Here is a 24,819-nt window from a genome sequence, read left to right as displayed (position 1 = left end):
TTAACCTCTTACCACCGTGATGGCCTGTTCGCTGATGGCCGTAACAACGCCATCAATGCTGGCGTGAACCGGCGCGCCTAATGCACCTGCCGGAATATCGGCAACGCATTGTCCGCGCGTTACGCGCTCCCCAACCGCAACGTTGGGCACCGCGCCGGCGCCGATATGCTGGCGCAGCTGCAAAGTCACTTTTTCTACCGATGGTTGGTCTTCAACCAGCGGCGCCTCCTGGTACCAGGGGCTTAATCCCAGTTTGGCGATCAATCGCTTCACCGGTACGAGGCGGTATTTCGCCATTTCGTCGGCAGGATACAGCGGCCCTTCATAGCGCTGGTTTTGCGCGCGCAGCTCGCGTTTCAGCATGCGGTTGATGCGCATCGGCGAAATGCCGACCGGGCAGGCCACGCTTTCGCAGACGTTGCACTCCGAGCAGGTGAGGGCGCTAAGCAGCAGCTGCGGCGTAGCGGCCTGATGAAAGTTCACTGCCCGCACCAGCAGGTGCGGAGAGAGTTCGTGGCCGATCAGATGCCGTGGGCAGAGATCGGTACACAGCCGGCACTGCTCGCAGACGGTGCGAGCCACGGAAAGCACCGTGCGTTCGTCCTGCATTCTCCGCTGAATAAGCGGATGGCTTTTCGGCAGCACCAGCAGGCCGCCGGTGGTTTTGGTCACCGGGTTATCGAGAGAGGTGATCAGGCCGCCCATCATCGGACCGCCGTTAATAAAACCGGGGTCATCGACCGTCGCGCCGCCCGCCAGCGCCAGTACTTCGCGCAGCGGCATGCCGATGGGGACCGTGACGGTCAGCGGTCGGGCGACCGCGCCGTTAACGGTCAGCGTGCGGCGGGTCACCGCAAACTGCTGCTCAACCGCACGGGCAATATTGAGGACCGTTTGCACGTTATTGACCACCACGCCGACGCTGGCCGGCAGCGCGGCGGGCGCGACCCGGCGACCGGTTGCCAGCCAGATGGTCAGCACTTCATCGCCCGCGGGATAGACATCCGGCAGAATATGCAGACGGATACCGGCAGGCAGCAGCGGGGTAAGGGCGTCGATAGCCCGGCGGTATTTTTCTTTCAGGGCAATGACCCCTTCGCGCGCGCCGGTTGCCGTCATCGCGTACTGCACGCCGCGCACAAGGCGCGCAGCCTGCTGCCACATCAGCTGTTGGTCGACCTTGAGCATCGGTTCGCACTCGGCGGCGTTGACCAGAAAAATCTCTACCTGTGCCTGTAGCTTAACGTGGGCGGGAAACCCCGCGCCGCCCGCGCCGACGACGCCTGCTGCGCGCACGCGCTCGCGGATTTCATCGGCGCTATGGGAGATTTCAACGCTGTTGATGGCGGCGCTCATAGCAGTTCCTCCAGCAGTTCGCGAATTTCCCCGGCGCTGGCCGGGCGCGGGTTGGTGCGTAGCGTGACGTCCGCCAGCGCGGCCTGCACCATTGCCGGAATACGCGCGGAAAACTCAGAGCGTCCTTCTTTCAGCGCGATCGCCAGTGACGGCAGCGCACAGCTCTGCTTGAGACGTTCGATCTGCTGAATCAGCGCATTTGTTGCCGTGATGTCGTTGGCTTCTGCCGGGCAAAAGCCGCAGGCTTTGGCCAGCCGCGCGTAGCGTTTGCCGGCGCGTGGATTGCCGGCGTTAAAGCGGATAACCTGGGTTAACAGCAGCGCGTTAGCCAGGCCGTGCGGCAGATGAAACTGCCCGCCAAGCTGGTGGGCAATAGCGTGATTAAGCCCCAGTCCCGCCTGGCTGAAGGCCATCCCGGCGAGGGTTGAGGCGTTATGCATTTTCCCGCGCGTCGCCACGCAGTCACCTTTTTCCACCGCCGTGGGCAGATACTGGAACACCAGTTTGGCGGCTTTTTCCGCCAGCGCGTCGGTAAAGTCGCTGGCGTGCGGCGAAACCCACGCCTCCAGCGCATGGGTCAGCACGTCCATGCCGGTGTTGGCCGTAATCGGCGGCGGCACGCTGACCACCAGCTCCGGGTCAAGGATCGCCATATCCGGATACAGCGCATTGTTGAACAGCGGGTACTTAATGCCTTTATCCGGGTCGCTAATCACGCAGGCGCTGGTCACTTCCGAGCCGGTGCCGCTGGTGGTTGGTATGGCCACGCAGGTTTCGATGTTGATGCCGCTCTGCTGGCTGAACCAGACGATAGCTTTCGCCGCGTCCATTGCCGAACCGCCGCCGAAGCCGATGACCACCTGCGGACGCAGGGCCTGCATTTGCGCAATCCCCTGCACCACGGTATGGATAGTAGGGTCCGGCGTTATCTCGCTAAAGACGCTAATGCGGTTATCTGCGGGCAACGCGTTACGCAGGGTATCCAGCAGCGGCGAACGCGCCAGAAAGCCATCGCAGATTATCCAGATGTGCTTATTGGTAAAGCGCTTGAGCACCGCCAGACTGCCCTGACCGCTGTACAACCGCGTTTGTAGTGAGAAAGTATTCATCGCGACCTCGGTTAGCGGATGGAAAAGCCGTTGGTCAGCACGCAGCGCCGGGAGCGGGCAAAGGTGCGCGCCGAGGTTGTCCCTTCACCGGTTGGCGTGGCAATGGTAAAGGTGGTAAAACCTTCGCCGCCGACGCCGATCCCGGCATAGGAGGGGCCGTTCTTGACGAATATCGAGGTTTGCAGGGTGCGGGCCGCAAGGTTCAGGCGCGACACGTTCTGCGAGTGCATAATGGCGGTATGATGCAGCCCCTCTTCAACCTTGAGGGCCAGCGCCAGCGCGCTATCGAAATCGCGGACTTTCACCACCGGCAGCATCGGCATTAGCTGTTCGCTGGTGACCCACGGGTCATCGGCGTTGACGATAGCAATCAGCAGACGCGGCGCTTTCGCCGGCACGGCGATCCCGGCCGCTTCCAGCATGGCCGACGGGCTTTTGCCGACCAGTTTTTTGTTCGCCTGGCCTTCAGGCAGGCAGGCGGCGCGGAGTTTGTCGGTATCGGCTGGACTGAGCAGCAGCGCGCCGAAGGTTTGCATTTGCTGCACCAGGCGTTCAGCCACGCTCTCCACCACAATCAGGCTCTTCTCGGCGATGCAGGGCAGGTTGTAATCGAACGAAGCGCCGTTGATGATATCTTCCGCCGCCTTCACCAAATCCGCCGTTTCATCAACGATACAGGGCGGGTTGCCTGCGCCTGCGCCAATCACTTTTTTACCGCTCTTCATGCCCATTGCCACAATACCCGGGCCGCCGGTGATAGCCAGCACCGCGATGCGCGGGTGGGCCATCATCTGCTGGGTCGCTTCAAAGGTTGGTTCCGCTACGGTGACCACCAGATTGCGGATGCCGCAGCAGCGGAAAACAATCTCTTCAATCAGGCTGATGAGCTTGAGAGAGACCTTTTTCGCTCCCGGATGCGGGCTGAAGTAGACGCTGTTGCCCGCCGCCAGCATGCTGATGCTGTTGTTGATGATGGTTTCCGTCGGGTTGGTGCTCGGCGCGACGGAGCCGATAACGCCAAACGGCGAATATTCAAAGAGCACCATGCCGCCGTCGCCGGTCAGCGCGGTGGTGGTGAGGTCTTCTACGCCCGGGGTATTGTCGAGCGCGGCCTTGTTTTTCAGGAATTTATCTTCTTTGTTGCCCATCCCCGTTTCATTGGCGCTCTCTTCCGCCAGCGTCGCCAGCAGCGGCGTCAGCTCCTGACGTATTGCGCTGATGATGGCGCTGCGGGTTTTTAGCGGGCACTGCTGATAACGTAAGAACGCCTGGTGCGCGGCGTCGATAGCCTCGCTGACGGACTGAAAAATCCCTTTGCCCTGAGGCTGGACCGGCGTTTGCGCTGGCGTGGTTAATTGCTCGCTAAGAATGGTGCGAATCAGGGTTTCGAGTTCAGAAGTATTCATTAATGTGTTCCCACGTTAATAGCCGCGATGGCGGTCTGTGCTATGTCCATGTCCTGCTCAACGCTGCCGCCGCTGATGCCAAGACCCCCAATTAATAAGCCGTCGCGCCACAGGGCGTAACCGCCGCCAAAGGTGACCACTTTTCCCTGTAAATGACTTTCCAGACCGTAAAGCGCCGCGCCCGGCTGAACGACATCGCTCAGCTCATGGGTCGCCGTTTTCATTGCCACCGCGGTCCAGGCCTTTTTCGGCGCCAGTTCGCTGCTGACCAGCAGGGCGTCCGGCATCCGCCAGGTGACGGTTTCCGTACCGTGGGCATCAACGATGCTAATCACCACCGGCACCTGAAGCTGCTGCGCGCGCTCAACCGCGGCGCGGGTGAGCTGGTGCAGATCGTGGAATGAGAGTGCCACGGGCGTCGTCTCCTTGCTGTGGCTCGGCTGGCTGGCGGCCAGATAGCGCCTGCTAACCTCACGGATAATATCGTTCTGGTGCGCATCGCTATCTTCCGCGCGGGCCAGGGCGTACAGGCAATCTGATAAGCGGTTGATGTAGCGCATCAGCACCTGGCGTACGTTGACTTCCGCCGCCAGCTCAACCAGACGGCGTTCGGCGCGGCGGGCCAGCGTGCGGGCAAAATGCAGGCGGCTCGCGGCTTCGCAGCGGCCGGGTAAAATAAAGCTATGCAGCGGTTCGACGCGGGCCATGGCCCGATCGATGGCGGCTTCCAGGGCGGAAATCTCTTCGCTGCTGATATAGCGCTGTTTCGGCGACGGCTGTTCGCTGTCACTGGCCAGTTCTGCGCTAAACCAAAATATTTGCTGCTGGATGGCCTCGAGTAAGGCGCGGTGTTTTTTATCCGCGGCGGCGCAGGCGCACAGGCTCAGCGCGGCGTTCAGTTCGTCCAGCGTGCCGTAGGCTTCAACCCGCGGGTGCGTTTTGCTCACCCGCTGGCCGGTAAAGAGTGAGGTGGTGCCAGCGTCGCCCGTTCGGGTATAAATCGCCATATTCGCTCCTTAACGTGAAAGCGTATCGACAATGCCGACAACGGCGAGGTCGATGGCCTCGTTTGGCCCGGAAAAAACGTGCCTGGCGCTGGAGCCGCCGCTAAGCAGAACCAGCTCGCCGATCCCTGCGCCGACGGAATCCACGGCGACTTCATCGCCGGAGGTGGGGGAGGCGGGGAGTTCGCCATCGGCGCTGACCCGCCGCACCAGCAGCAGCTTTTTGCCGATCAGGGAAGGCGATTTTTGCGTGGAGACAACCGCGCCCGTGACTCGTGCCAGATGCATGATTTACTCCTGCTTAATGAATTGAATATGCCGCGCCTGTGCCGCTTCGCGCGCCAGCGCGGTCACGATGCATTTGCGGTGGATAACCAGACGCCCCTGGCCCAGCTGCGCGACGTCGCGATAGCTCAGCACTGAACCTGCGTGCAGGATCAGCGGCAGTCCGCGCTCGTCGGTGAATATCACCGGCAGGCGCGCCAGTTTTTTGAGCGGGATAACCGGCAGCAGCTGGCTGTGCAGGGTGAGCTGCACGCGGATGCCGAAAGCCAGCGCCTCGTGAATTTTCCGCGCCGCAGGATCGTCGGTTTCCGCCTCTGTCAGCTGGCCCAGCAGCGGCAGGTCAACGAGCAGGATGCGCAGCGAGGCGTGCTGACAGAACAGCGCTGGACAGTCGGCATCACGGAGCTGCGCAACGCTCAGCGTCGCCGTGCTATGGGCGCGACGCTGCAGCCTGGAGACGATTTCCTCCACAATGCGCTGCAAAACTGCGCCGTTCATCGCGGGCCTACCAGCCGGGCAAAGGCCTGCGGGTTATCTGCACCGGCGGCGTTGGCTTCATCGGTATCAATGTGCATTTCGAGGCGCATGTCCGGTGACACGCGAATCGCCACGTTGTCGAAAATCAGCCCGCGCTCGTCGCCTTCAATGGCCACGGAGACCCTGTCGCCATGGGAAACCCGCAGGATAAGCGCATCGAGCGGCGACATATGGATATGCCGCTGCGCGACGATAACCCCTGTCGAGAGTTCTAGCTCGCCAAAAGGGCTGACCAGACGGATGCCCGGCGTCCCTTTCAGATCGCCGGACATTCTCAGCGGCGCCGCAACCCCCAGGGTTCTGGCATCGGTACGCGATATTTCCACCTGGCTTACCGAACGCAGTGGGCCGAGCAGACGCACATTTTTGAGCTGCCCCTTCGGCCCTACCAGGGTTACGGTTTGCTCCGCAGCGTACTGTCCCGGCTGCAGCAGCGCTTTTTTCTCGCTGATGGGATGACCGGGAAACAGGCGTTCATAATCCGACGCCGACAGGTGGATATGACGATTTGAAACCCCCAGCGGAATGGGCCGCAGACGCATCTCGTCGAGGACTTTACTGACCGTTGATTCGAGAAGCTGTTTATCCATTACGCTTCACCTCGCTTGCCGGGATGAATGCAAAGGGTGCGCGGCTCGCCCTTCTGGCGCGGACATTTTGGATCCAGGCACAGGTTGCAGCTCACCACGCCTTGTTGCTGGAGGGGCTCTTCTGCTGGCGCTTCAGAAACGACATCAGCCGTCTCTGACTCTTCAGGCTCAGGTTCCATGACGGAGGGTGGGGGAGCCTCTGCTGGCAGGATCCCTTCTCCGGGTCTGGCGATGACTTTATGAGCCACCAGACCGTTTCGCTGTTCGGCAAACTGTGCACCGGTGGTGATGGCCGCCTGTACTGAGGCCACATCACCGGTAATTTTAATGACCATCCAGCCTGAACCATTGGTCTTTTCGAGGGCGACCAGCGTGATAGAAGCGGATTTCGCCATGATATCGGCGCAGCTAATAGCCAGTGCCAGACCACAAACTTCAAGTAATCCCAGTGATTGCTTCACGCGGTGCTCCTTATTCGCCATCAATCAGGCTGATTTCGGTAAAATGGCCTCAACGTCGCTGTGCGGACGCGGGATCACGTGGCAGGATTTCACTTCACCCACCACGCTTGCCGCCGCGCTGCCCGCATCCACCGCCGCTTTGACCGCGCCGACGTCGCCGCGAACCATGACGGTCACCAGACCCGAGCCAATTTTTTCGTAGCCGACCAGCTGCACGTTGGCCGATTTCACCATGGCATCGGCGGCTTCAATGGCGCCTACTAACCCTTTTGTTTCAACCAGTCCCAGTGCGTTATTCATACTGCTGTTCTCCTGTTGCTTAGCTATTCAGATCCCGGAAAGGGATCCCTTTGACCAGCCGTGCCGCGTTATTACCGGTGTTGCGGTGGGCCTGACTGTCCTGATGATGCATCAGCGTAAAAAGCGGCGCCGATGCGGGTAAATTCTTGTAGTGCACGACCAGCGTATGGCGATCGCAGGCGATGCCCACCAGCAGCGGCGAGCTGCGCGCCGCCTGCCAGGCGCTGTCCACGACATCCCCGGCCGGATGATGCTGGAGCAGGAAAGGAATGCCTTCCTCTTCGATACCTAGCAGCACTTCGCGCCACAAGCCGTCGCAGCCGTCGATGGCAGTAATGACGATGGCCGGGGCGGTGTGATTACTGTCCATGCGCAAACTCCTTATGCCAGGAGAGAATCAGACCGGTGGCCACCGCGTTTCTTGGGCCTTCGCTGCCGCGAATATTTCCTCGCCCGGCCACCAGGCGGTAGTGCGCCAGCGCATCGGTGACCAGCTGCGGAACTTCGAAATCCAGCGACGAGCCACCGACCAGCACCACGAACGGAATATCGCGAATGTTGCCGGTCGGGCTGACCTGGCGCAGCGCGCGCAGGGCGTTGGTGACAAAGACGCGCTCTTTGGCGCTGCGGCGAATGGAGCGCACTTTTTCCAGCGCTAAGTCGCCGGGAAGCGGCACCAGTTCGTCCGGTTTCACCACGCAGACGCGGGCGAATACGGCGGGGGGCAGCGGCGTGGAGAAGAACTGCACGCTGCCGTCCTCGTGGCGCAGATGGAACAGACTTTCGACTTTCGCCAGCGGGTATTTCTTGATCTCTTCCGCCAGGTAGCGATCCTCCAGCCCCAGCTCGCGGGCAATGATCATCGTCACCATATCGCCAGCTCCGGCGAGGTGAGTGGCGATGATTTCGCCTTTGGGGTTGATGATGGAGGCATCGGTGGAGCCTGCGCCGAGGTCGAGGATCGCCAGCGGACGCGTGGTGCCGGGGGTGGTCAGCGCGCCGAGAATGGCGGCTTCGGCCTCTGCACCGCCGATCTGTACGTCGATATTGAGCTTCTGCTCGATCTCGCGGGCAATCATCGCCATCTGCAAACGGTCAGATTTCACCATGGAGGCGATGCCCACGGCCTGCTCCAGCGAGAACTCCCCGGCCAGACCGCCGGTGACGCTCACCGGAACCGAGGTGTCAACGGCCAGCAGATCCTGAATGAAAATCTCGCTGCTGGGCTTGTTGGTCAGCTCGGCCATGGTCTGGCGCACGTGTTCCAGCATGCCGCCGATATTGGTCCCCGACTCGCCGGTGACGTTATCGAGTTTGCCGCAGCCGTCGACCGCTTTCATGATGGCTTCGGCGCCGGCGGCGACATCTACGCGTACGCTCCGGCCCTGGGCCAGCAGCTCAAGGTTACCGGCGGGTATCGCGCGCGCTTTGACGTCACCGGATGGCGTTTTGACCACCACGGCGGAACGGTTGCCAATCAGCGCTCGCGCCATCGGGACGATGTTTTTCGTCTCCTCGGCGTTGAGGTGGAATACGGTGGCGATGCCGTAGGGGTTAGAGAGCGTTTCGATGACCTTCCCCGGGACGGCGACCTCAATTGCCGCCAGCATCCCCAGCGGAATGCGGTCGATGTACAGCACTTCGTCAACGATCGGCAGCGGTTTTTCCAGCCGGTTGCTGACCAGCACGCCATCGTCACGTTGCAAAATGACGCCGGTAATCTGATATCCGGCGCGCAGGGAAGCGTTAATCACGCTGGCGATATCGGCAAAGTCAAACGCCGACGACACCACCAGGATATAGGGCGCGTCCGCCGGGCGGGTTAACAGCTCCTGCGGCGTAATGGTGATGCCCACGCCAAGCCCCGCGCCGCCGGGCGTTTTCGGGTTATGGCCGATCATGGTCGATTCGGTGATGATGGTTTCGGTAATGGTTTCCATCGCCACATCGCCAATCACCGGCGTGGCTTCGTTAATGCGGATGAGCGAAATATCGCTGACATTGATCCCCGCGCGCTTTGCTACGAGAGCGAGGGCCTCCTGAATGCCGAACACGTTACGCAACGTGCCTTTGATCCCGGTGGTTTCCGCCAGTGCGCTGTGCGTAATCGTCAGCGCGCCAGCCTCATCCTGCCGCGCCAGGGCGACTTCCGTCGATGAGTTACCAATGTCAATGCCAGCTATATATCGCATTGTCTACCCCTAAAGTTAATCGTCGCCTTTGAGTTTTTTACGCTCGACATACAGCGTTGCCGCTTCGCGAACGAAAGCGGCGCAGATCTTCGCCTGATAGCGGTTTTCGAGATCGTCGGCGATAGCCATCAGCTCTTCTTTCGTCGAGCGATAGGGGCGAAGGGCGTTGTAGATTTCAAGAATGCGATCGTCCGGTACCGCGGTCAGTTCGGCGGCGCGTTCAAAGTTCATCGCCAGCCGGTCGCGACCCGCATCTTTGGCGATAGAGGCCTGTAAGCGCAGGGTTTCCGGGGTAATACGCATATCCTGAGCGGTGACTTTATTGCTCAGCACGTTTTCCAGCGTAAAGTCGTCCAGCGTTTTATTGGTGGCGGTTTTCACCCATTCCGGGTGCTTGTTCGCCAGCGGGTAGTCGCTGACCTTTGCGCTACGGGACGCGCCGCCTGCCGCAGGAGCCGCCGTTGGCGCTTCGCCCTGCAGGCTGTTCATGCGGCTCAATACGTCCCGAACCATCGATTCAATTGCGTCGGTATTCATGGAGTTATCCTTTATCAAAGCGCCACGCGCAGTTCCTGCGGGTTTTTGCCCGTCACGACGTACTTGGTCTCTTTAATGTGCAAAATGGCAGATTTGGCCTGATACTTCGGGCGCGCCATCTGGTCATTCAGGGTCGGGACCGGCTGCGGCGATTCGCGTTTCGCATAGCGGGCGGCGTTTTTACCAATCTGGCGGTAGGTTTCCAGGGTCAGCAGCGGCGCCTGGGGGAACAGCTCCAGGTTAGAGAGCGGCGGCAGCCCCTGCTGGTGAATCACCGTGGTGCCTTTTGACTGGATGCCGATAGAGATGCCGGAACCGCTCAGGCGGTTGCCTTCAACGGCGACGAAGGCCACGTCGGAGGATTTAAAGCAGCGAATCACGCGCGCCTTAATGCCTTCTTCTTCAATACCTGCAATCACTTCGCGCAAAATGCTCTTATGCGGTATGCCGACGATATTGACGGTCTGCGCCAGGCCGAAAGCCGGGCCGACGGCGATAATCACTTCGTCCTGCTGCGTGCCCTGACGCGCTTCGCCCACTTCCGTCAGGAAGCCGTCGGCAGCAGGCGCGGTTGCCTGCGGCGCAGTCGAGGCCGCCGGCGCATGAAACGAGACCGGTTTATCGCTGCCCTTCATTTCGCTAAGCACTTCTTCAATTATCTGGCGCAGCAATTTTTCATTAATTTCCATTTCTCACCCCTTAATCAATCTCGTTGGGATCAAGAGCGCCAGGGATGTTTTTAATCTCTTCCCAGCGTTCGCCCTGCAGGCGATAGCCCGTTGCCGGACCGGCATAATCGTTAACGTCGTTGACGGCTGATAGCACCTGTCCGTCGCCGACGATAATGGCGGAGGTATGCAGATAGTCCCCGGTCAGCTTGGCTTTCTGGATGTTGAGCATGTCCTGGGCCACGTCGGTGAACCCGCCCTGCGCCAGCGCTTTCACCACTTCCAGTCCGTTGCGGTTTTTATTGATGATCTCCTGGGCGAACTTGATGTCTTCGACGATGTTGCGCTCCGGCATATCTTTCGAACCGTGGGCGTAGGTCGCGGCTTCCACTTCTTCATCGGTAATCGGCGGCAGCCCCATTCCGGCAAACACGGCCTGCAGCGCGCGGGCGGCTTTGTTACGGATGGCGATAACATCTTCTTCGCGAACCGGACGCAGACCGCCGTCGACCTTCAGGTCGCGCTGGATAACGTTGTAGTCGTCAAAGTCTTCGGCATCTTCGTTGGAACCGGCGAACATGTTGTCGTAGTTCGGCACCGCGGAATAACCGGAGGAGATGAAGTCGGTTCCCGGCAGGAACTGCATCAGCAGGCGCGCGGTACGACGCATATCGGAGTGGGTGAAGGTCTGGTCGTTACTGGAGGCGCACTCCAGATCCAGCGACGAACAGATCAGGTTTTCCGCCAGCACAGCGCGAATGCCTGACGGCACCGCAGACGGTACGCCGATGCAGCTTACCGAGCCGTTTTGCAACCCCTGAACGCCGGCGGCTTTGGTGATGTAGATGCAGCGCGCTTCCAGATAAAGCATGGATTTGCCTTCTGCGTAGCCCATCTGCACTTCGGAGCCGGAGCCGGAGGTGAATCGCATTTTCAGGCCGCGAGAGGCGTAGGAGGAGGCGAGGAAGCCCTTCGACCACGGGGTGTCGTCGCCGTCGGTAAAGACCGGCTCGGTGCCGTAGACGGAGATGGTTTCGGCGTAGCAGGTGTGGCCCAGCATGCCGAGCTTCAGTTCGGTCGCTTCTTCCAGCGAGCACTGGGTCAGCACGCCCGGACGGCCTACCTGAGAACCGACCAGCAGGGCGATGGCGTTAAACGGCGCATAGCGCGCTACCGCAACGGTGGTTTCCTGTTCGTCGAATCCGCGCCACGCGCCTTCGGCGGCGTCGGCGGCAATTTGCACCGGGTTGTCTTTAACGTTGGTGACGTGCGCCTGCTGAGACGGGGTGCGGCGGGCGCGCATTTTCTGCATCGCCATCATCATCTCAACCACGTTCATATACGAAACCACTTCGACAATTTTCGCCGGGGTCATCGCGGTGGTCAGCGGGACGATTTCGCTACGCTTGACGTTCGGATCGCAGAGCATATTGGCCAGCTTGACCGAATCCATCGCCATCACTTCTTCGGCGCGATTCAGGTTGATACCGTAGCGGGCGATAAAGTGGTCGATCAGGTCAAAATCGCTCACCGGTTTCCCGTCCAGCTCGGTCACCGCGCCGTTAACGATTTTTATCGACGGTTTCGGATCGTTCGGGCTTTCCATCGCGATAAAGCCTTCTTCGATCCACTCCTTAACGAAGCCGTCCTGATTCACAGGGCGTTTCGCCAGTGCTTCAAATCTTTTCGATCTCATGAATCAGCCTCGCGGGTATCAGATGTAGGAGGGGCGATCGTTTTTCGGTTCAGCACCGAGGGTCGCAAGGACGGTTTTACCGATTTCGCGCGCGGAGGTGACTGCCTGGCGGACCGCGCCGGAGTCGCCGGAAATCACCAGGATGGCTTCGTTACTGAAGCTGGTGCCGTGCGCCGGAGAGCTATACGCCACGACTTCTACGTTGGCTGACTTCAGGGCGGTATCGGCCATCAGCACGCCAACGGAGGCCGGTGCGCCGACGATAATGCCGCAGGCGCGGCCAATCGGCGCGCCGAAGGCTTTTTCCAGGGCGTAGCTGGCGCGGGCGGTGTACTGCAGCTCTATATGTCCGGCTTCATTGCCGTAAACATCGCCAAAGGTGCGATCGAGCTCTTTCAGGGCGACTTCGATACCGCGCTTAACATCGGAAACGTCGTTGCCGCCTAAAATAATCAGCGAACCGTGGCCCGCGCCGCCTTTGGTATCGCGCGGAAGCTCAATGCTGACCACTTCGGTGTTGGTGGCTTTCACCGCTTCGTCCGCCGCCATAATGTGCGGGCCTGCGCCGGTGCGGGCGCCGAGAATGCCGATGGAGCGATAGCGTTTTTCAAGCTTCATCGCGTCCAGCAGGGCGGTATCGACGTTGGCGATCACCAGGCCAAGGGTGTCGCCAATGGCGGTCCCGACAAATTCCGTTAAACTGCAGCTTTTTTCTGCCATAGCCGTCTCTCGTATTGGGTGGTTTTCAGTAGGGATGGCCTGCTGTTCCGGCGTTGCCACACGGGCAATCACCTGAGCCATGATCTGTTCAACCAGCTCATTGCTGCTCATTGGCTAATTCCCTTCGGTAAGATTTTTTCTACATCGGTGTGAGGGCGTGGGATGACGTGTACGGCTTTCACTTCTCCCACGTTACGTGCGGCGGCGGCACCGGCATCGGTGGCCGCTTTCACCGCGCCAACGTCGCCGCGCACGATGACGGTGACCAGCCCGGAGCCAATCTTTTCATAGCCCACTAACATCACATTGGCTGACTTAACCATTGCATCAGCGGCCTCTATGGCTGCGGTTAAGCCTTTGGTTTCTACCATTCCTAGTGCTTCTTGTTGCATAAAGACCTCGCATGGAGTGTTCCGATAGTGGGGACTATAAGAAGATGCGAGGAAAAAGAATGGCTGACTTCAATGTGATGGTGAAAAAATAGTGGGTATTGGATAATATAAAATTGTCTTTTATTTATTTAAGTGTTTGATGTTAATTAATATTTTTATTTGTGTTGATGTGATTATCTTGTTTTGTATATTCCATATTTACAAATTTGTTCATGACGATTTCAATTTTATCTGCTATGCGCGAGAAACTGATTTGTGATGTTTGTTGGGAAACGATGAGCTGGTTTTAGCAATATTTTTGCATGCCATGGTGGTGGCATAATGGCGAAAGCCGCGCGTGAGCAATGCAATTCTGCGTTATTTAATGACAATAATTTGTTATTGATGCCCGAATTTTCCGGAGGCTGCCGTCAGCAGGTTGCCAACAATTTGCGGACGGGAGTTCATATAGTGGTGCCCGTTGTACTCTACTGCCAGCAGGATGTTGGCTGGTCAGGACACGAACTCTGCTAAGAAGGTGTCATAATGAATGATTCGTTAAAAGCGCAATGTACCGCCGAGTTTTTGGGCACCGGGCTATTTTTGTTTTTCGGCATCGGCTGCCTGAGCGCGTTAAAGGTGGCGGGAGCCAGCCTCGGACTGTGGGAGATATGCATTATCTGGGGGCTGGGGATCTCGCTTGCCGTGTATCTGACTTCGGGGATCTCCGGCGGCCATCTCAACCCGGCGGTGACCGTCGCGTTATGGCTGTTTGCCTGCTTTCCCGGACGCAAAGTTTTCCCCTATATCGTTTCACAGGTTGCCGGCGCCTTTGGCGGCGCGGTGCTGGCCTATGTGCTGTACAGCACGATGTTTACCGAGTTTGAATCCGCCCACCATATCGCGCGCGGCAGCGTAGAGAGCCTGCAGCTGGCGAGTATTTTCAGCACCTACCCGGCGGCATCGCTGAGCATCTGGCATGCGGCGCTGGTTGAAGTGGTGATCACCTCCATGCTGATGGGGATGATTATGGCGCTGACCGACGACGGCAACGGCGTACCGAAAGGGCCGCTGGCCCCGCTGCTGATCGGCCTGCTGGTGGCGGTCATTGGCGCTTCAACCGGGCCGCTGACCGGCTTTGCAATGAATCCGGCGCGTGATTTTGGGCCGAAGCTGTTTACGTGGATGGCGGGTTGGGGCGATATCGCGATGACCGGCGGAAGGGATATACCGTACTTTATTGTGCCGATTATTGCGCCGCTGATCGGCGCCTGTCTCGGCGCGGCCATCTATCGTTATCTGATTGGTAATAATCTACCGTGTAATACCTGTAAATTAGAGGATTAATGCATCCGCTGAAATAGCGAAAAATTTTCATGAACCGGTATCACGAACTGGCTAAAAACGTCTCCCACGGATGGGAGACTTTTGCTATCGTAATATTCTTTTATCGTTGGCGGTAAATGATGATGAAAGGAAGTGAATATTAAAGAAATGTTTTATTTATAACAAAAAATTAACTGAGAGGTTTTATCATGATTTCTGCGAGCACACTGAACTCAGAACTCATTAATAAAATCGCACAGGATTTTGCGCAGGCCACCAGTCTGGCGGTTGTGGTTGTCAATATTCACGGTGATGAAATATCTGAACTGTTTAACTTCACCCCTTTCTGCCAGCTGATGCGCCAGCACCCCCAGCACAGCTCCCGCTGTCGTATGAGCGACCGCTGCGGCGGCCTCGAGGCCTCGAAAACCGATGCGCTCTGTATCTACCGCTGCCACGCCGGGTTAACCGATTTTTCCATTCCGCTGGTTATCGCCGGGCACCTTGTGGGCTTTGTGCTCTGCGGCCAGGTTCGTCTGAGCAACGATATCGAACTGGTGGACATCCTTAACGTGGATGACCGCTGGCAGGACGATCCGGCGCTGGTTCAGGCGTTCCGCGATGTGCCTGAGATGGACTATTCGCGGGTTATCGCCTCTGCGGATCTGCTCAAGCTGATCGTCGAGAATTGCCTGAAAAAACAGCTTAACTTCGTGGTTATCAAGGATAACCCGCCGCAGAACGACCCGGCGCAGAGCAGCCGGGCGGCCTCGCCGCACGATGGCAAAATGAAGAAGGCGCTGCGCTATATCGACGCGCATCTCTCTGATGAACTGCGTCTGGAGGAGGTGGCGGCGCACGTCTATCTCAGCCCGTACTACTTCAGCAAATTGTTTAAAAAATATCAGGGGATCGGCTTTAACGCCTGGGTCAATCAGCAGCGGATGGCGAGCGCAAAAGAGCTGCTTTGCCACAGCGACTGGAGCATTGCCAGCATTGCGCGGAATTTAGGTTTTTCGCAAACCAGCTATTTTTGTAAAGTGTTTCGCCAGACCTATCAGGTAACGCCGCAGGCGTTTCGTCAGCAAATTAATGCCGGATCACAAACTGAGTCATTTTAAATGACAATATTTTGCTATTGCCGATTTTTGATATCCCGGAGTATCTTCATCATTATAAAATGAAAAAAACGACAGTAGAGCAATAAATTGTCATAGCGCAACAAAATAATGATATTCGAGGGATAAACTACACCAGTTTTTATTTTTGTGATGGGATAGAGTGTCCGTTAATACGAGACCGATGATTATTCAAAACCGCTTCACTCCGCAGGCGTCATTCTGGCGGGGGATAGGGCGGTAAAAGTAAGCTTGAAACATTAACCGCCGATGCAGGGCGCATCGGCGAATAAAACCGACAGGTTCGACACCAGTTTGGTGTCAGGGAAGGGGGTGTCAATCCCCCGCAGCCCCCGCTGCTGTGATGCTGACGACCCCGTAAAAACCACTGATCGTAAGATTGGGAAGGGCGGGCGAGAACGAAGCTAAGCCAGAAGACCTGCCTGCCGGTAACAGACCAACAACTTCGGTGGGAAGTGGGTGGCTTAGCGGTGCGTGGTCGCAGGACCAGGCATGCGCGCAGCTATACTCTGACCACCTGAACAGGACAGGGTATGGCAACCAGGCGTGCGTTCATTCTTGCGGGTACCGGTAGCGGTTGTGGCAAAACCACCGTGACGCTCGGCCTGCTCAGCTTGCTCCAACAGCGCGGTTTGCGGGTGCAACCCTGTAAAGTGGGGCCAGACTATTTAGACACCGCCTGGCACACCGCCATCAGCGGCGTCGCCTCCCGCAATCTCGACAGCTTTATGCTTCCCGCCCCGATACTCAACGCGCTGTTTGTCGACCAGCTGCAGCAGGCCGATATCGCAGTCATTGAAGGGGTGATGGGCCTCTATGACGGCTACGGCACCGACCCCAACTACTGCAGCAGCGCGGCGATGGCCAAACAGCTTGGCTGCCCGGTGATTTTGCTGGTGGATGGCAAAGCGGTCTCGACCTCCATCGCCGCCACGGTGATGGGCTTTCAACATTTTGATCCGGCCCTCAATATCGCCGGCGTGATCGTTAATCGCGTCAACAGCGACACTCACTTCCAGCTGCTGAAAAGCGCCATTGAGCGCTACTGCCAGGCGCCGGTGCTCGGTTATGTGCCGCGCGTGGAAGGCGTGGCGCTGCCCGAGCGGCATCTGGGGCTGGTGACCGCCCGCGAGTCGGTGGTTAATCAACAGGCATGGCGGGATTTTGCCAGCCTGCTGGGGCGCACCCTCGACATCGACCGGCTGCTGTCCCTCAGCGAACTGGCGAACCTGCCGGCCGGCGAGTGGGGGGAGCAGCTTGCCGCCGACGCCGGCGAAGGGCTGACGCTGGCCCTCGCCGACGACGAGGCCTTCAATTTTTATTATCCCGATAACCTGGCGCTGCTGGTCCGCTGCGGCGTGAAGATCGTGCGCTTTAGCCCGCTGCGCGATCGCCATCTGCCGGCCTGCCAGATGATCTGGCTTGGCGGCGGCTACCCGGAGCTGCACGCCGCCGGCCTGTCAGCCAACCAGGAGATGCTGGCGCAGCTCCGCGCGGCGCACCGGCGCGGGGTGGCGATCTACGCCGAGTGCGGCGGCCTGATGTATCTGGGCTCCGCCCTGGAGGTCACCGGCGGCGAGCGCTATGCGATGGCGGATATCATTCCCGGCTACAGCCGGATGGGGACGCGTCTGACCCGGTTCGGCTACTGCGAAGCGCAGGCGCAGCAGCAGACGCTGCTGGCCGCCCCCGGCGAGTGGCTGCGCGGCCATGAATTTCATTACTCCGATTTTACTCCCGCCACCGCCGCCGTGCTGGCCTGCCGTAAACAGCGGGATGGCAAGACGCTTCAGCAGTGGCAGGGAGGATGGCAGTCCGGCAGCGCCTTTGCCAGCTATCTCCATGTCCATTTTGCCCAGCGACCCACCATGCTCAACCACTGGCTGCAGGCGGCAAGGAGGGCGCTATGACTCTTCTCGCCTGGTGTGTGGCCTGGATACTCGATGTCGTCATTGGCGATCCGCCGCACTGGCCGCATCCGGTGCGCTGGATAGGTCGTCTGATCAACATCAGCCAGTGCGTGGTGCGGCGGGTCTGCCATAGCGAGCGGGCGCTGCGCATTGGCGGCGGGGTGATGTGGCTGGTGGTGACCGGCCTGACGTGGGCTGTGGCCTGGGGCGTACTGGCGCTGGCGCGCGGGATCCACCCCTGGCTGGGATGGCTGGTGGAGGTATGGATGATCTTCACCGTGCTGGCGGGGCGCTGTCTGGCGCAGTCGGCGCGGGACGTCGAGCGACCGCTGCGCGCGGGGGATCTGGCGGAAAGCCGTAGCAAGCTGTCGTGGATTGTCGGGCGCGACACCACACAGCTCCAGCCGCAGCAGATTAACCGCGCGGTGGTGGAAACCGTGGCGGAAAACACCGTCGACGGCATTATCGCGCCGCTCTTCTTCCTGCTGCTCGGCGGCGCGCCGCTGGCCATGGCCTATAAGGCGGTCAACACCCTCGATTCCATGGTCGGCTATAAGCACGAAAAATACCGGGCGATCGGCATGGTCAGCGCCCGTCTTGACGATGTGGCCAACTTCCTTCCCGCCCGGCTGAGCTGGCTGCTGCTTAGCCTCGCCGCCGTGGTATGTCGGGAAGATGGCGCCCGGGCGCTGCGGACGGGCTGGCGCGATCGCTATCAGCACAGCAGTCCTAACTGCGCCTGGCCGGAAGCGACCGTCGCCGGCGCGCTGGGGATCCGCCTTGGCGGCCCGAACGACTACTTCGGCCAGCGCGTTGAAAAACCCTGGATAGGCGACGCCGTCCGCGACATTGCGGTGGACGATATTTCCCGAACCATTCGATTGATGTGGGTGGCGTCAACCCTGGCGCTGGCGCTGTTTATCGGCCTGCGCTACTGGCTGGTCGGCGCGGCCTGAGGAGAACCTGATGCAGTACATACAACAACCGCAGGCGATTGAGGCGAAAAGCTTCGACATTATCAGCGAGATCATCGCCGAAACGCGACCGGACTACCGTTTCGCCAGCCCGCTGCACGAGGCGATTATCAAGCGGGTGATCCACACCACCGCTGACTTCGAGTGGCTGGATATTCTGTGGTTTTCTCCGGATGCCCTGATCGCTCTGAGCGAGGCGCTGAGCCGGCCCTGCACCCTGTATACCGATACCACCATGGCGCTGTCCGGGATCAACAAAACCCTGTTAGCCCGCTTTGGCGGCGAATGCCGCTGCTATATCAGCGACCCGCGGGTGGTGCGCGAGGAGCAAAGCCGGGGGATGACCCGCTCGATGGCGGCGGTGGATATTGCGGTGCAGGAGCCCGGGGAGAAAGTGTTTGTCTTTGGCAATGCGCCAACTGCGTTGTTTCGCCTGCTGGAACACCGCGAAACGGCTATCGGCGGCGTGGTGGGGGTGCCGGTCGGGTTCGTCGGCGCCGCGGAGTCGAAAGCGGCGCTCAGCGAGAGCGGCCTGCCGGCTATCGCTGCGCTCGGCCGCAAAGGGGGAAGCAACGTGGCGGCAGCAATTGTGAACGCCCTGCTGTACCACCTGCGGGAGGCGCAATGAGCGATCAGGCCTTTGACGACCCGGTGTGGCATCACGGCAAAGCCCTGCGCAAGGGCTACACCACCGGCTCGTGCGCCACGGCGGCGGCAAAGGTGGCGGCGCTGATGGTGATGCGCCAGCACCTCATTCATCAGGTCTCCATTGTCACCCCTTCCGGCGTGACCCTGTGCCTTAACGTCGAGTCGCCGCACGTCGAAGGGCAGCAGGCGATCGCCGCCATCCGTAAAGACGGCGGCGACGACGTTGACGCCACCCACGGGATGCTGATTTTCGCCCGCGTGACGCTCGACGACTCCGGCGAGATAACCCTGCGCGGCGGCGAAGGTATCGGCACAGTCACCCGCAAAGGGATCGGCCTGCCCATAGGCAGCCCGGCGATTAACCGCACCCCGCGGCACACCATCGAGTCGGCGGTGCGCGAGGCGATTGGCCCGTCGCGCGGGGCGACGGTAGAGATTTTCGCCCCGGAGGGCGAGGTGCGGGCGCAAAAAACCTATAACGCGCGGCTGGGGATCCTCGGCGGGATTTCGATTATCGGCACCACCGGGATCGTCACCCCGATGTCGGAAGAGAGCTGGAAGCGCTCGCTCTCCCTCGAGCTGGAGATCAAACGCGCCGCCGGACTGGAGCGCGTGGTGCTGGTGCCGGGGAACCACGGCGAGCGCTTCGTACGTGAGCAGATGGGCATCGACTCGCAGGTGGTGGTCACCATGAGCAACTTCGTCGGCTACATGATTGAAGAGGCCGTGCGCCTCGGGTTCCGTCAGATTGTGCTGATTGGCCATCCCGGCAAGTTGATTAAAGTCGCCGCCGGGATCTTCCATACCCACAGCCATATCGCCGATGCGCGCATGGAAACGCTGGTCGCGCATCTGGCGCTGCAGGGGGCACCGCTGGCGCTGCTGCAGCTGGTGAGCGAATGCGATACCACCGAAGCGGCGATGGAGCACATCGACGCGTACGGTTTTCAGCCTATCTATAACCATCTTGCTGAACGCATCTGTCTGCGGGTGATGCAGATGCTGCGCTTTACCAAAGCGCCGCCCGTCTGCGACGCCATCATGTTCTCCTTTGATAACAAGGTTCTCGGCAGCAATCGGCCGATCGCCGAGATTGCGCGGGAGATGTCATGTTAACGGTGGTCGGCATGGGGCCGTCAGGCCTGCATCTGATGACGCCGGCGGCGCAAGATGCGGTCGCCAGCGCGGATGCGCTGGTAGGCGGTAAGCGGCATTTAGAGCAGTTCCCCGGATTTCGCGGCGAACGGTTTGCGCTGGGCGCCAATATTGCCGAACTGCTGGTCTGGCTCGGCGAACGCGCAGCGCAGAAGGTGGTGGTGCTGGCCTCAGGCGACCCGCTCTTTTACGGCATCGGCACGCGGCTGATCGCCCACTTTGGCATCGAGCGCGTGCGCATTATCCCCGGCATCAGCGCGGTGCAGTATCTCTGCGCGAAGGCCGGTATCGATATGAACGATATCTGGCTGACCAGCAGCCACGGACGGGACGTCTGTTTTGATGAGCTGGCGCGCCAGCGCAAGGTGGCGATGGTGACCGACGGGCGCTGCGGGCCGCGGGAAATCGCCGCCCAGCTGGCGGCGCGGGGTAAAGGGTATCGCTGGATGGTGATTGGCGAAAATCTGGTGATGGATAACGAGCGGATCCACTGGCTACCGGTCAGTGAGGTCGACGGTGAATATGAGATGAACGCGGTGGTGATCCTCGATGAAAGATGAGCTTTTTCTGCGCGGCGAGAAGGTGCCGATGACCAAAGAGGCGGTTCGCGCGCTGGCGCTGGCCAAACTTGAGCTACACCGGGCAAGCCACCTGATTGATATCGGCGCCGGTACCGGCAGCGTGTCGATTGAGGCGGCGCTGCAGTATCCCTCTTTGCAGGTAACCGCCATCGAACGCAACCCCGCGGCTCTCCGGCTGCTGGACGAAAACCGCCAGCATTTCGCCTGCTGCAATATTGAGATCCTGCCCGGCGAAGCGCCGATGGTGATGACCGAACGCGCCGACGCCATTTTTATGGGCGGCAGCGGCGGCCGCCTCGACGAGCTCATTGACTGGTCGTGGCAGCAGCTCTATCCCGGTGGCCGTCTGGTGATGACTTTTATCCTGCAGGAGAACCTGAATGCGGCTCTCGACTATCTGCAGCAGCGGGGGATTACACAGATTGATTGCCTGCAGCTGAACGTCTCATCGCTGACCACGCTGGGCAGCGGCCACTACTTCAAACCCCATAATCCCGTTTTTGTCATCGCCTGTCAGAAGGAAGGAAACCATGGCTGAGACTTTTGATCCCCATTGCGTGTGGTTCGTCGGCGCCGGTCCTGGCGATCGCGAACTGATTACTCTCAAAGGCTACCGTCTGCTGCAGCAGGCGCAGGTGGTGATCTACGCCGGGTCGCTGATCAACACCGAGCTGCTGGCCTACTGTCCGCCACAGGCGGAGTGTCACGACAGCGCCGCGCTGCATCTGGAGCAGATCCTCGATCTGATGGAAGCGGGCGTGAAGGCGGGAAAAACAGTGGTGCGCCTGCAGACGGGGGACGTCTCGCTGTACGGCTCGGTGCGCGAGCAGGGCGAAGAGCTGACCCGCCGCGGGATCCGCTGGCAGGTGGTGCCGGGCGTCAGCGCCTTCCTCGGCGCGGCGGCGGAGCTGGGGGTGGAATATACGGTGCCCGAGGTATCGCAAAGTCTGATTATTACCCGTCTGGAAGGGCGCACGCCGGTTCCTGCGCGCGAACAGCTGGAGGCCTTTGCCAGCCACCAGACCTCGATGGCGATTTACCTTTCCGTGCAGCGTATTCACCGGGTGGCGGAGCGGCTGGTGGAGGGCGGCTACCCGGCGACCACCCCGGTCGCGGTAATCTATAAGGCCACCTGGCCGGAAAGCCAGACCGTCCGCGGAACCCTTGCGGACATCGGCGATAAGGTACGCGACGCCGGGATCCGCAAAACGGCGCTGATCCTCGTCGGTCCCTTCCTCGGCGATGAGTATCACTACTCCAAACTGTACGCAGCGGATTTTAGCCATGAATACCGTAAAGCCTGAATCCATTGCCCTGTTTTGCCTGACGCCCGGCGGCGTGCGGCTGGCAAAAAGGCTGGCGGCGATGCTGCCGCTCACCTGCTACACCAGCGAGGCGCTGCAGGAGGAGGGGTTTATCCCCTTCAACGGCGGCTTTGCCAGCGCTGCCCGCGAGGCGTTCAGCAGCTTTTCGGCGCTGATTTTTATCGGCGCCACCGGGATTGCCGTGCGGGTGCTGGCCCCGCTGGTGAATGACAAGCTCAGCGACCCGGCGGTGGTGGTGATTGATGAGCGCGCCCGGCACGTCATCAGCCTGCTCTCCGGCCATGCCGGGGGGGCGAATGCCCTGACCCGCTATCTCGCCGGGATGCTCGGCGCCGACCCGGTGATCACCACCGCAACCGACGTCAACGAGTTGGCCGCCCTCGACACACTGGCTGTTGAGCTGAACGCCCGGATGACCGATTTTCGCGCGACGGTGAAAACCGTCAATCAGATGCTGGTGAGCGGTAAGCGGGTGGGACTGTGGTGCGACGCTGAATTTACCGAGGCGCTAAGCCGCTGCGACCAGCGCGGCTTTATTCCGGTGAGGAACCTTACGCGCTTGCCGTCGCTCGACGCGCTGATTTGCATCACCCTGCGCCGGTCGCTGCCGCCGCTGCCGATACCTCACTGGAAGCTGGTGCCCCAGCGGGTGGTGGCGGGGATCGGCTGCCGGCGCGACACCCCCTGCGCGCTGCTCAGTACGCTGCTGGAGCGCCAGCTTGCCGCCCAGCGCCTTGACCCACTGGCGTTGAAAGCGATCGGCAGCGTGAGCCTGAAGGCAAACGAGCCGGGGCTCCGCCAGCTGGCTCATCGCTGCCGGGTGCCGTTCGAAACCTTCAGCGCCGAGGCGCTGCGCGAGCACGAGCACCGCTTTCCGGCCTCGTCTTTTGTCCGGGAGACGGTCGGCGTCGGCAGCGTCTCCGGCCCGGTGGCCTGGCTGCTGAGTCAGGGGAACCTGTCCGGCGAAACCCTGCGCGAGCAGGGCGTGACCATTACTTTGGGAGTTTCACACTGATGTTAAGCGTAATCGGAATTGGCCCTGGCTCGCAGTCCATGATGACCATGGAGGCCATTGAAGCGCTGCAGGCGGCTGAAATCGTCGTTGGCTATAAGACCTACACGCACCTGGTGAAAGCCTTTACCGGCGATAAGCAGGTGATCAAAACCGGGATGTGCAAAGAGATTGAGCGCTGCCAGGCGGCGATTGAGCTGGCGCAGGCCGGGCATAACGTGGCGCTGATCAGCAGCGGCGATGCCGGCATCTACGGCATGGCGGGGTTGGTGCTGGAGCTGGTTAATAAGCAGCGGCTGGACATCGAGGTCCGCCTGATCCCGGGGATGACGGCCAGTATCGCCGCCGCCTCGCTGCTCGGCGCGCCGCTGATGCATGATTTCTGCCATATCAGCCTCAGCGACCTGCTGACGCCGTGGTCGGTGATTGAAAAACGCATTGTCGCCGCCGGGGAAGCGGACTTCGTTATCTGTTTTTACAACCCCCGCAGCCGCGGCCGCGAAGGGCATCTGGCGCGCGCCTTTGCGCTGCTGGCGGCCAGCAAAAGCGCGGATACGCCGGTTGGCGTGGTCAAATCCGCCGGGCGTAAAAAGCAGGAGAAATGGCTGACCACCCTCGGGGAGATGGATTTCGCCCCGGTGGATATGACCAGCCTGGTGATCGTCGGCAACAAAGCGACATACATCGATAACGGTCTGATGATTACCCCGCGAGGCTACGCGCTGTGAACCACGGCGACGTGCTGGTTATCGGGGGCACCAGCGATGCGCGGGCGATCTGCCAGCAGCTGGACGCCGCCGGCGTGCGCTACACCCTGTCGGTGGCGACGCCCACCGGTCAGCAGCTGGCCGGCGCTATCCGTGGCCAGATACGCTGCGGGCGCATGGAGTGGCAGCAGATGGCGGAGTGGCTGAAGGCGCAACGCACCCGCTGGGTAATCGACGCCTCTCACCCCTACGCCGAGGTGGTCAGCGAGAATATTGTACGCGCCTGCGCCAGCGTCGGAGTCTTGCTCAGCCGCTATCAAAGGCCGGAGCAGCTGAGCGATCTGCGCCATCCGCTTCTTCACGTCGTCGGCGATCTGAACGAGGCCTGCGCGGTAGCCCATCGCCTCGGCGAGCGGATCCTGCTGACCACCGGCAGCAAAGATCTGGCGGCCTGGCGGGCGGGGCTGGCGGAGAAAACGCTGCTTGCCCGGGTGCTGCCGGTGCCGGAGGTAGTTCAGCACTGCAGCGAACTGGGATTTGGCGTGGGGGAGATCTTTGCCCTCTGCGGGCCGTTCAGCGCTGAATTTAACGCCGCCTTTTATCGCCAGTGCCGGGCCGACGTCGTGGTGACGAAAGCCTCGGGGGCGGAAGGGGGCTATCAGGAAAAAGTACAACCCTGTCTCGATGCGGGGATCCCCTGCATCGTCATTACCCGTCCGGCGCCGCTGGTGACGGGCGATGAATTACTGCAAAGCCAGGCCGATTTCGCTGCGCGGCTGACGCGCTGGCTGTCGGCGACTTGAGGAACAG

28 protein-coding genes and 1 riboswitch are annotated in these 24,819 nt (G+C 60.4%); of the genes, 12 read left to right on the top strand and 16 right to left on the bottom strand.

Going from position 1 to position 24,819, the window contains the following annotated elements; translation table 11 throughout:
- From pduS to pduA, 16 genes are read right to left on the bottom strand one after another with little or no spacing between them, the layout of a single operon-like run.
- Positions 1 to 1,356, bottom strand: a complete 1,356-nt coding sequence (gene pduS, locus ACQUTI_RS14980) for a cobalamin reductase PduS (protein ID WP_131076724.1) — start codon at positions 1,354 to 1,356, stop codon at positions 1 to 3.
- Positions 1,353 to 2,465, bottom strand: a complete 1,113-nt coding sequence (pduQ, locus tag ACQUTI_RS14975; RefSeq protein ID WP_428923308.1) for a 1-propanol dehydrogenase PduQ — start codon at positions 2,463 to 2,465, stop codon at positions 1,353 to 1,355. The genes pduS and pduQ overlap by 4 nt, the downstream gene beginning before the upstream one ends.
- A gap of 11 nt (positions 2,466 to 2,476) precedes the next feature.
- A complete protein-coding gene (gene pduP / locus ACQUTI_RS14970) occupies positions 2,477 to 3,871 on the bottom strand; it encodes a CoA-acylating propionaldehyde dehydrogenase PduP (protein WP_004205473.1) in 1,395 nt (464 codons plus the stop codon).
- Positions 3,871 to 4,878: a two-domain cob(I)yrinic acid a,c-diamide adenosyltransferase PduO gene (gene pduO, locus ACQUTI_RS14965; RefSeq protein ID WP_428923307.1), complete on the bottom strand. Its 1,008-nt coding sequence runs from the start codon at positions 4,876 to 4,878 to the stop codon at positions 3,871 to 3,873. The genes pduP and pduO overlap by 1 nt, the downstream gene beginning before the upstream one ends.
- Positions 4,879 to 4,887: 9 nt before the next feature.
- Positions 4,888 to 5,163 carry a propanediol utilization microcompartment protein PduN gene (pduN, locus tag ACQUTI_RS14960; protein WP_000549823.1) on the bottom strand — a complete coding sequence of 92 codons (276 nt, stop codon included), beginning with the start codon at positions 5,161 to 5,163 and terminating at the stop codon, positions 4,888 to 4,890.
- 3 nt (positions 5,164 to 5,166) lie between these two features.
- Positions 5,167 to 5,658, bottom strand: coding sequence for a microcompartment protein PduM (gene pduM, locus ACQUTI_RS14955; RefSeq protein ID WP_057213087.1), 492 nt, complete (start codon positions 5,656 to 5,658; stop codon positions 5,167 to 5,169).
- Positions 5,655 to 6,287 (bottom strand): phosphate propanoyltransferase, encoded by a 633-nt coding sequence (locus ACQUTI_RS14950; RefSeq protein WP_064189508.1) that lies wholly within the window; start codon positions 6,285 to 6,287, stop codon positions 5,655 to 5,657. Before ACQUTI_RS14950 ends, pduM begins: the two co-directional genes overlap by 4 nt.
- Entirely contained in the window at positions 6,287 to 6,769 is a 483-nt protein-coding gene (locus ACQUTI_RS14945) for a BMC domain-containing protein (RefSeq protein ID WP_085955473.1), read from the bottom strand. The genes ACQUTI_RS14950 and ACQUTI_RS14945 overlap by 1 nt, the downstream gene beginning before the upstream one ends.
- A gap of 3 nt (positions 6,770 to 6,772) precedes the next feature.
- A complete protein-coding gene (pduJ, locus tag ACQUTI_RS14940; protein ID WP_001057755.1) occupies positions 6,773 to 7,048 on the bottom strand; it encodes a propanediol utilization microcompartment protein PduJ in 276 nt (91 codons plus the stop codon).
- Between the two features lie 19 nt (positions 7,049 to 7,067).
- Positions 7,068 to 7,418, bottom strand: a complete 351-nt coding sequence (pduH, locus tag ACQUTI_RS14935; protein ID WP_043520829.1) for a propanediol dehydratase reactivase beta subunit PduH — start codon at positions 7,416 to 7,418, stop codon at positions 7,068 to 7,070.
- Entirely contained in the window at positions 7,408 to 9,240 is a 1,833-nt protein-coding gene (pduG, locus tag ACQUTI_RS14930; protein ID WP_428923306.1) for a propanediol dehydratase reactivase alpha subunit PduG, read from the bottom strand. The genes pduH and pduG overlap by 11 nt, the downstream gene beginning before the upstream one ends.
- 15 nt (positions 9,241 to 9,255) lie before the next feature.
- Entirely contained in the window at positions 9,256 to 9,777 is a 522-nt protein-coding gene (pduE, locus tag ACQUTI_RS14925; protein WP_080838220.1) for a propanediol dehydratase small subunit PduE, read from the bottom strand.
- A 14-nt stretch (positions 9,778 to 9,791) separates the two neighbouring features.
- Positions 9,792 to 10,466, bottom strand: coding sequence for a propanediol dehydratase medium subunit PduD (pduD, locus tag ACQUTI_RS14920; RefSeq protein ID WP_043520824.1), 675 nt, complete (start codon positions 10,464 to 10,466; stop codon positions 9,792 to 9,794).
- Positions 10,467 to 10,476: 10 nt separating this feature from the next.
- Positions 10,477 to 12,141, bottom strand: coding sequence for a propanediol dehydratase large subunit PduC (gene pduC, locus ACQUTI_RS14915; protein WP_080838217.1), 1,665 nt, complete (start codon positions 12,139 to 12,141; stop codon positions 10,477 to 10,479).
- 18 nt (positions 12,142 to 12,159) lie between these two features.
- Complete coding sequence (pduB, locus tag ACQUTI_RS14910; protein WP_004205485.1) at positions 12,160 to 12,972, bottom strand: propanediol utilization microcompartment protein PduB; 813 nt, start codon at positions 12,970 to 12,972, stop codon at positions 12,160 to 12,162.
- A complete protein-coding gene (gene pduA / locus ACQUTI_RS14905; protein WP_001183618.1) occupies positions 12,969 to 13,253 on the bottom strand; it encodes a propanediol utilization microcompartment protein PduA in 285 nt (94 codons plus the stop codon). Before pduA ends, pduB begins: the two co-directional genes overlap by 4 nt.
- Before the next feature lie 525 nt (positions 13,254 to 13,778).
- Between pduA and pduF the strand changes: the two genes are divergently transcribed.
- From pduF to ACQUTI_RS14845, 12 genes are all read left to right on the top strand, one after another.
- Positions 13,779 to 14,579: a propanediol diffusion facilitator PduF gene (gene pduF / locus ACQUTI_RS14900; RefSeq protein ID WP_004105118.1), complete on the top strand. Its 801-nt coding sequence runs from the start codon at positions 13,779 to 13,781 to the stop codon at positions 14,577 to 14,579.
- 188 nt (positions 14,580 to 14,767) lie between these two features.
- A complete protein-coding gene (pocR, locus tag ACQUTI_RS14895; protein ID WP_004205486.1) occupies positions 14,768 to 15,679 on the top strand; it encodes a transcriptional regulator PocR in 912 nt (303 codons plus the stop codon).
- A 280-nt stretch (positions 15,680 to 15,959) separates the two neighbouring features.
- Positions 15,960 to 16,137: riboswitch (cobalamin riboswitch) on the top strand.
- Between the two features lie 93 nt (positions 16,138 to 16,230).
- Positions 16,231 to 17,607, top strand: coding sequence for a cobyrinate a,c-diamide synthase (locus tag ACQUTI_RS14890; RefSeq protein ID WP_080841390.1), 1,377 nt, complete (start codon positions 16,231 to 16,233; stop codon positions 17,605 to 17,607).
- Positions 17,604 to 18,563 (top strand): adenosylcobinamide-phosphate synthase CbiB, encoded by a 960-nt coding sequence (gene cbiB / locus ACQUTI_RS14885; RefSeq protein WP_048295502.1) that lies wholly within the window; start codon positions 17,604 to 17,606, stop codon positions 18,561 to 18,563. Before ACQUTI_RS14890 ends, cbiB begins: the two co-directional genes overlap by 4 nt.
- A gap of 10 nt (positions 18,564 to 18,573) precedes the next feature.
- Positions 18,574 to 19,209 (top strand): cobalt-precorrin-8 methylmutase, encoded by a 636-nt coding sequence (locus tag ACQUTI_RS14880; protein ID WP_428923305.1) that lies wholly within the window; start codon positions 18,574 to 18,576, stop codon positions 19,207 to 19,209.
- Positions 19,206 to 20,345, top strand: coding sequence for a cobalt-precorrin-5B (C(1))-methyltransferase CbiD (gene cbiD / locus ACQUTI_RS14875; RefSeq protein ID WP_048295501.1), 1,140 nt, complete (start codon positions 19,206 to 19,208; stop codon positions 20,343 to 20,345). Before ACQUTI_RS14880 ends, cbiD begins: the two co-directional genes overlap by 4 nt.
- On the top strand, positions 20,339 to 20,944 hold the full coding sequence (locus ACQUTI_RS14870; protein ID WP_428923304.1) for a cobalt-precorrin-7 (C(5))-methyltransferase: 606 nt from the start codon (positions 20,339 to 20,341) through the stop codon (positions 20,942 to 20,944). Before cbiD ends, ACQUTI_RS14870 begins: the two co-directional genes overlap by 7 nt.
- Entirely contained in the window at positions 20,934 to 21,503 is a 570-nt protein-coding gene (locus ACQUTI_RS14865) for a decarboxylating cobalt-precorrin-6B (C(15))-methyltransferase (protein WP_004205495.1), read from the top strand. The genes ACQUTI_RS14870 and ACQUTI_RS14865 overlap by 11 nt, the downstream gene beginning before the upstream one ends.
- The gene (locus ACQUTI_RS14860) at positions 21,496 to 22,269 is read left to right on the top strand and encodes a cobalt-precorrin-4 methyltransferase (protein WP_004149602.1); all 774 of its coding nucleotides are present in this window, start codon (positions 21,496 to 21,498) and stop codon (positions 22,267 to 22,269) included. The genes ACQUTI_RS14865 and ACQUTI_RS14860 overlap by 8 nt, the downstream gene beginning before the upstream one ends.
- The gene (gene cbiG / locus ACQUTI_RS14855) at positions 22,250 to 23,305 is read left to right on the top strand and encodes a cobalt-precorrin 5A hydrolase (RefSeq protein WP_004205497.1); all 1,056 of its coding nucleotides are present in this window, start codon (positions 22,250 to 22,252) and stop codon (positions 23,303 to 23,305) included. The genes ACQUTI_RS14860 and cbiG overlap by 20 nt, the downstream gene beginning before the upstream one ends.
- A complete protein-coding gene (locus ACQUTI_RS14850; RefSeq protein ID WP_070183165.1) occupies positions 23,305 to 24,030 on the top strand; it encodes a precorrin-3B C(17)-methyltransferase in 726 nt (241 codons plus the stop codon). The genes cbiG and ACQUTI_RS14850 overlap by 1 nt, the downstream gene beginning before the upstream one ends.
- The gene (locus ACQUTI_RS14845) at positions 24,027 to 24,812 is read left to right on the top strand and encodes a cobalt-precorrin-6A reductase (RefSeq protein ID WP_122542438.1); all 786 of its coding nucleotides are present in this window, start codon (positions 24,027 to 24,029) and stop codon (positions 24,810 to 24,812) included. Before ACQUTI_RS14850 ends, ACQUTI_RS14845 begins: the two co-directional genes overlap by 4 nt.
- Positions 24,813 to 24,819 lie beyond the last annotated feature (7 nt).

Origin of the sequence: Klebsiella sp. 7-CIP_Kleb. (genome assembly GCF_050378655.1) — a bacterium.
Taxonomy (GTDB): domain Bacteria; phylum Pseudomonadota; class Gammaproteobacteria; order Enterobacterales; family Enterobacteriaceae; genus Klebsiella; species Klebsiella quasipneumoniae.
The sequence above is the reverse complement of the archived record's forward strand: the minus strand, read 5'-3'. Positions and strand labels throughout refer to the sequence as shown.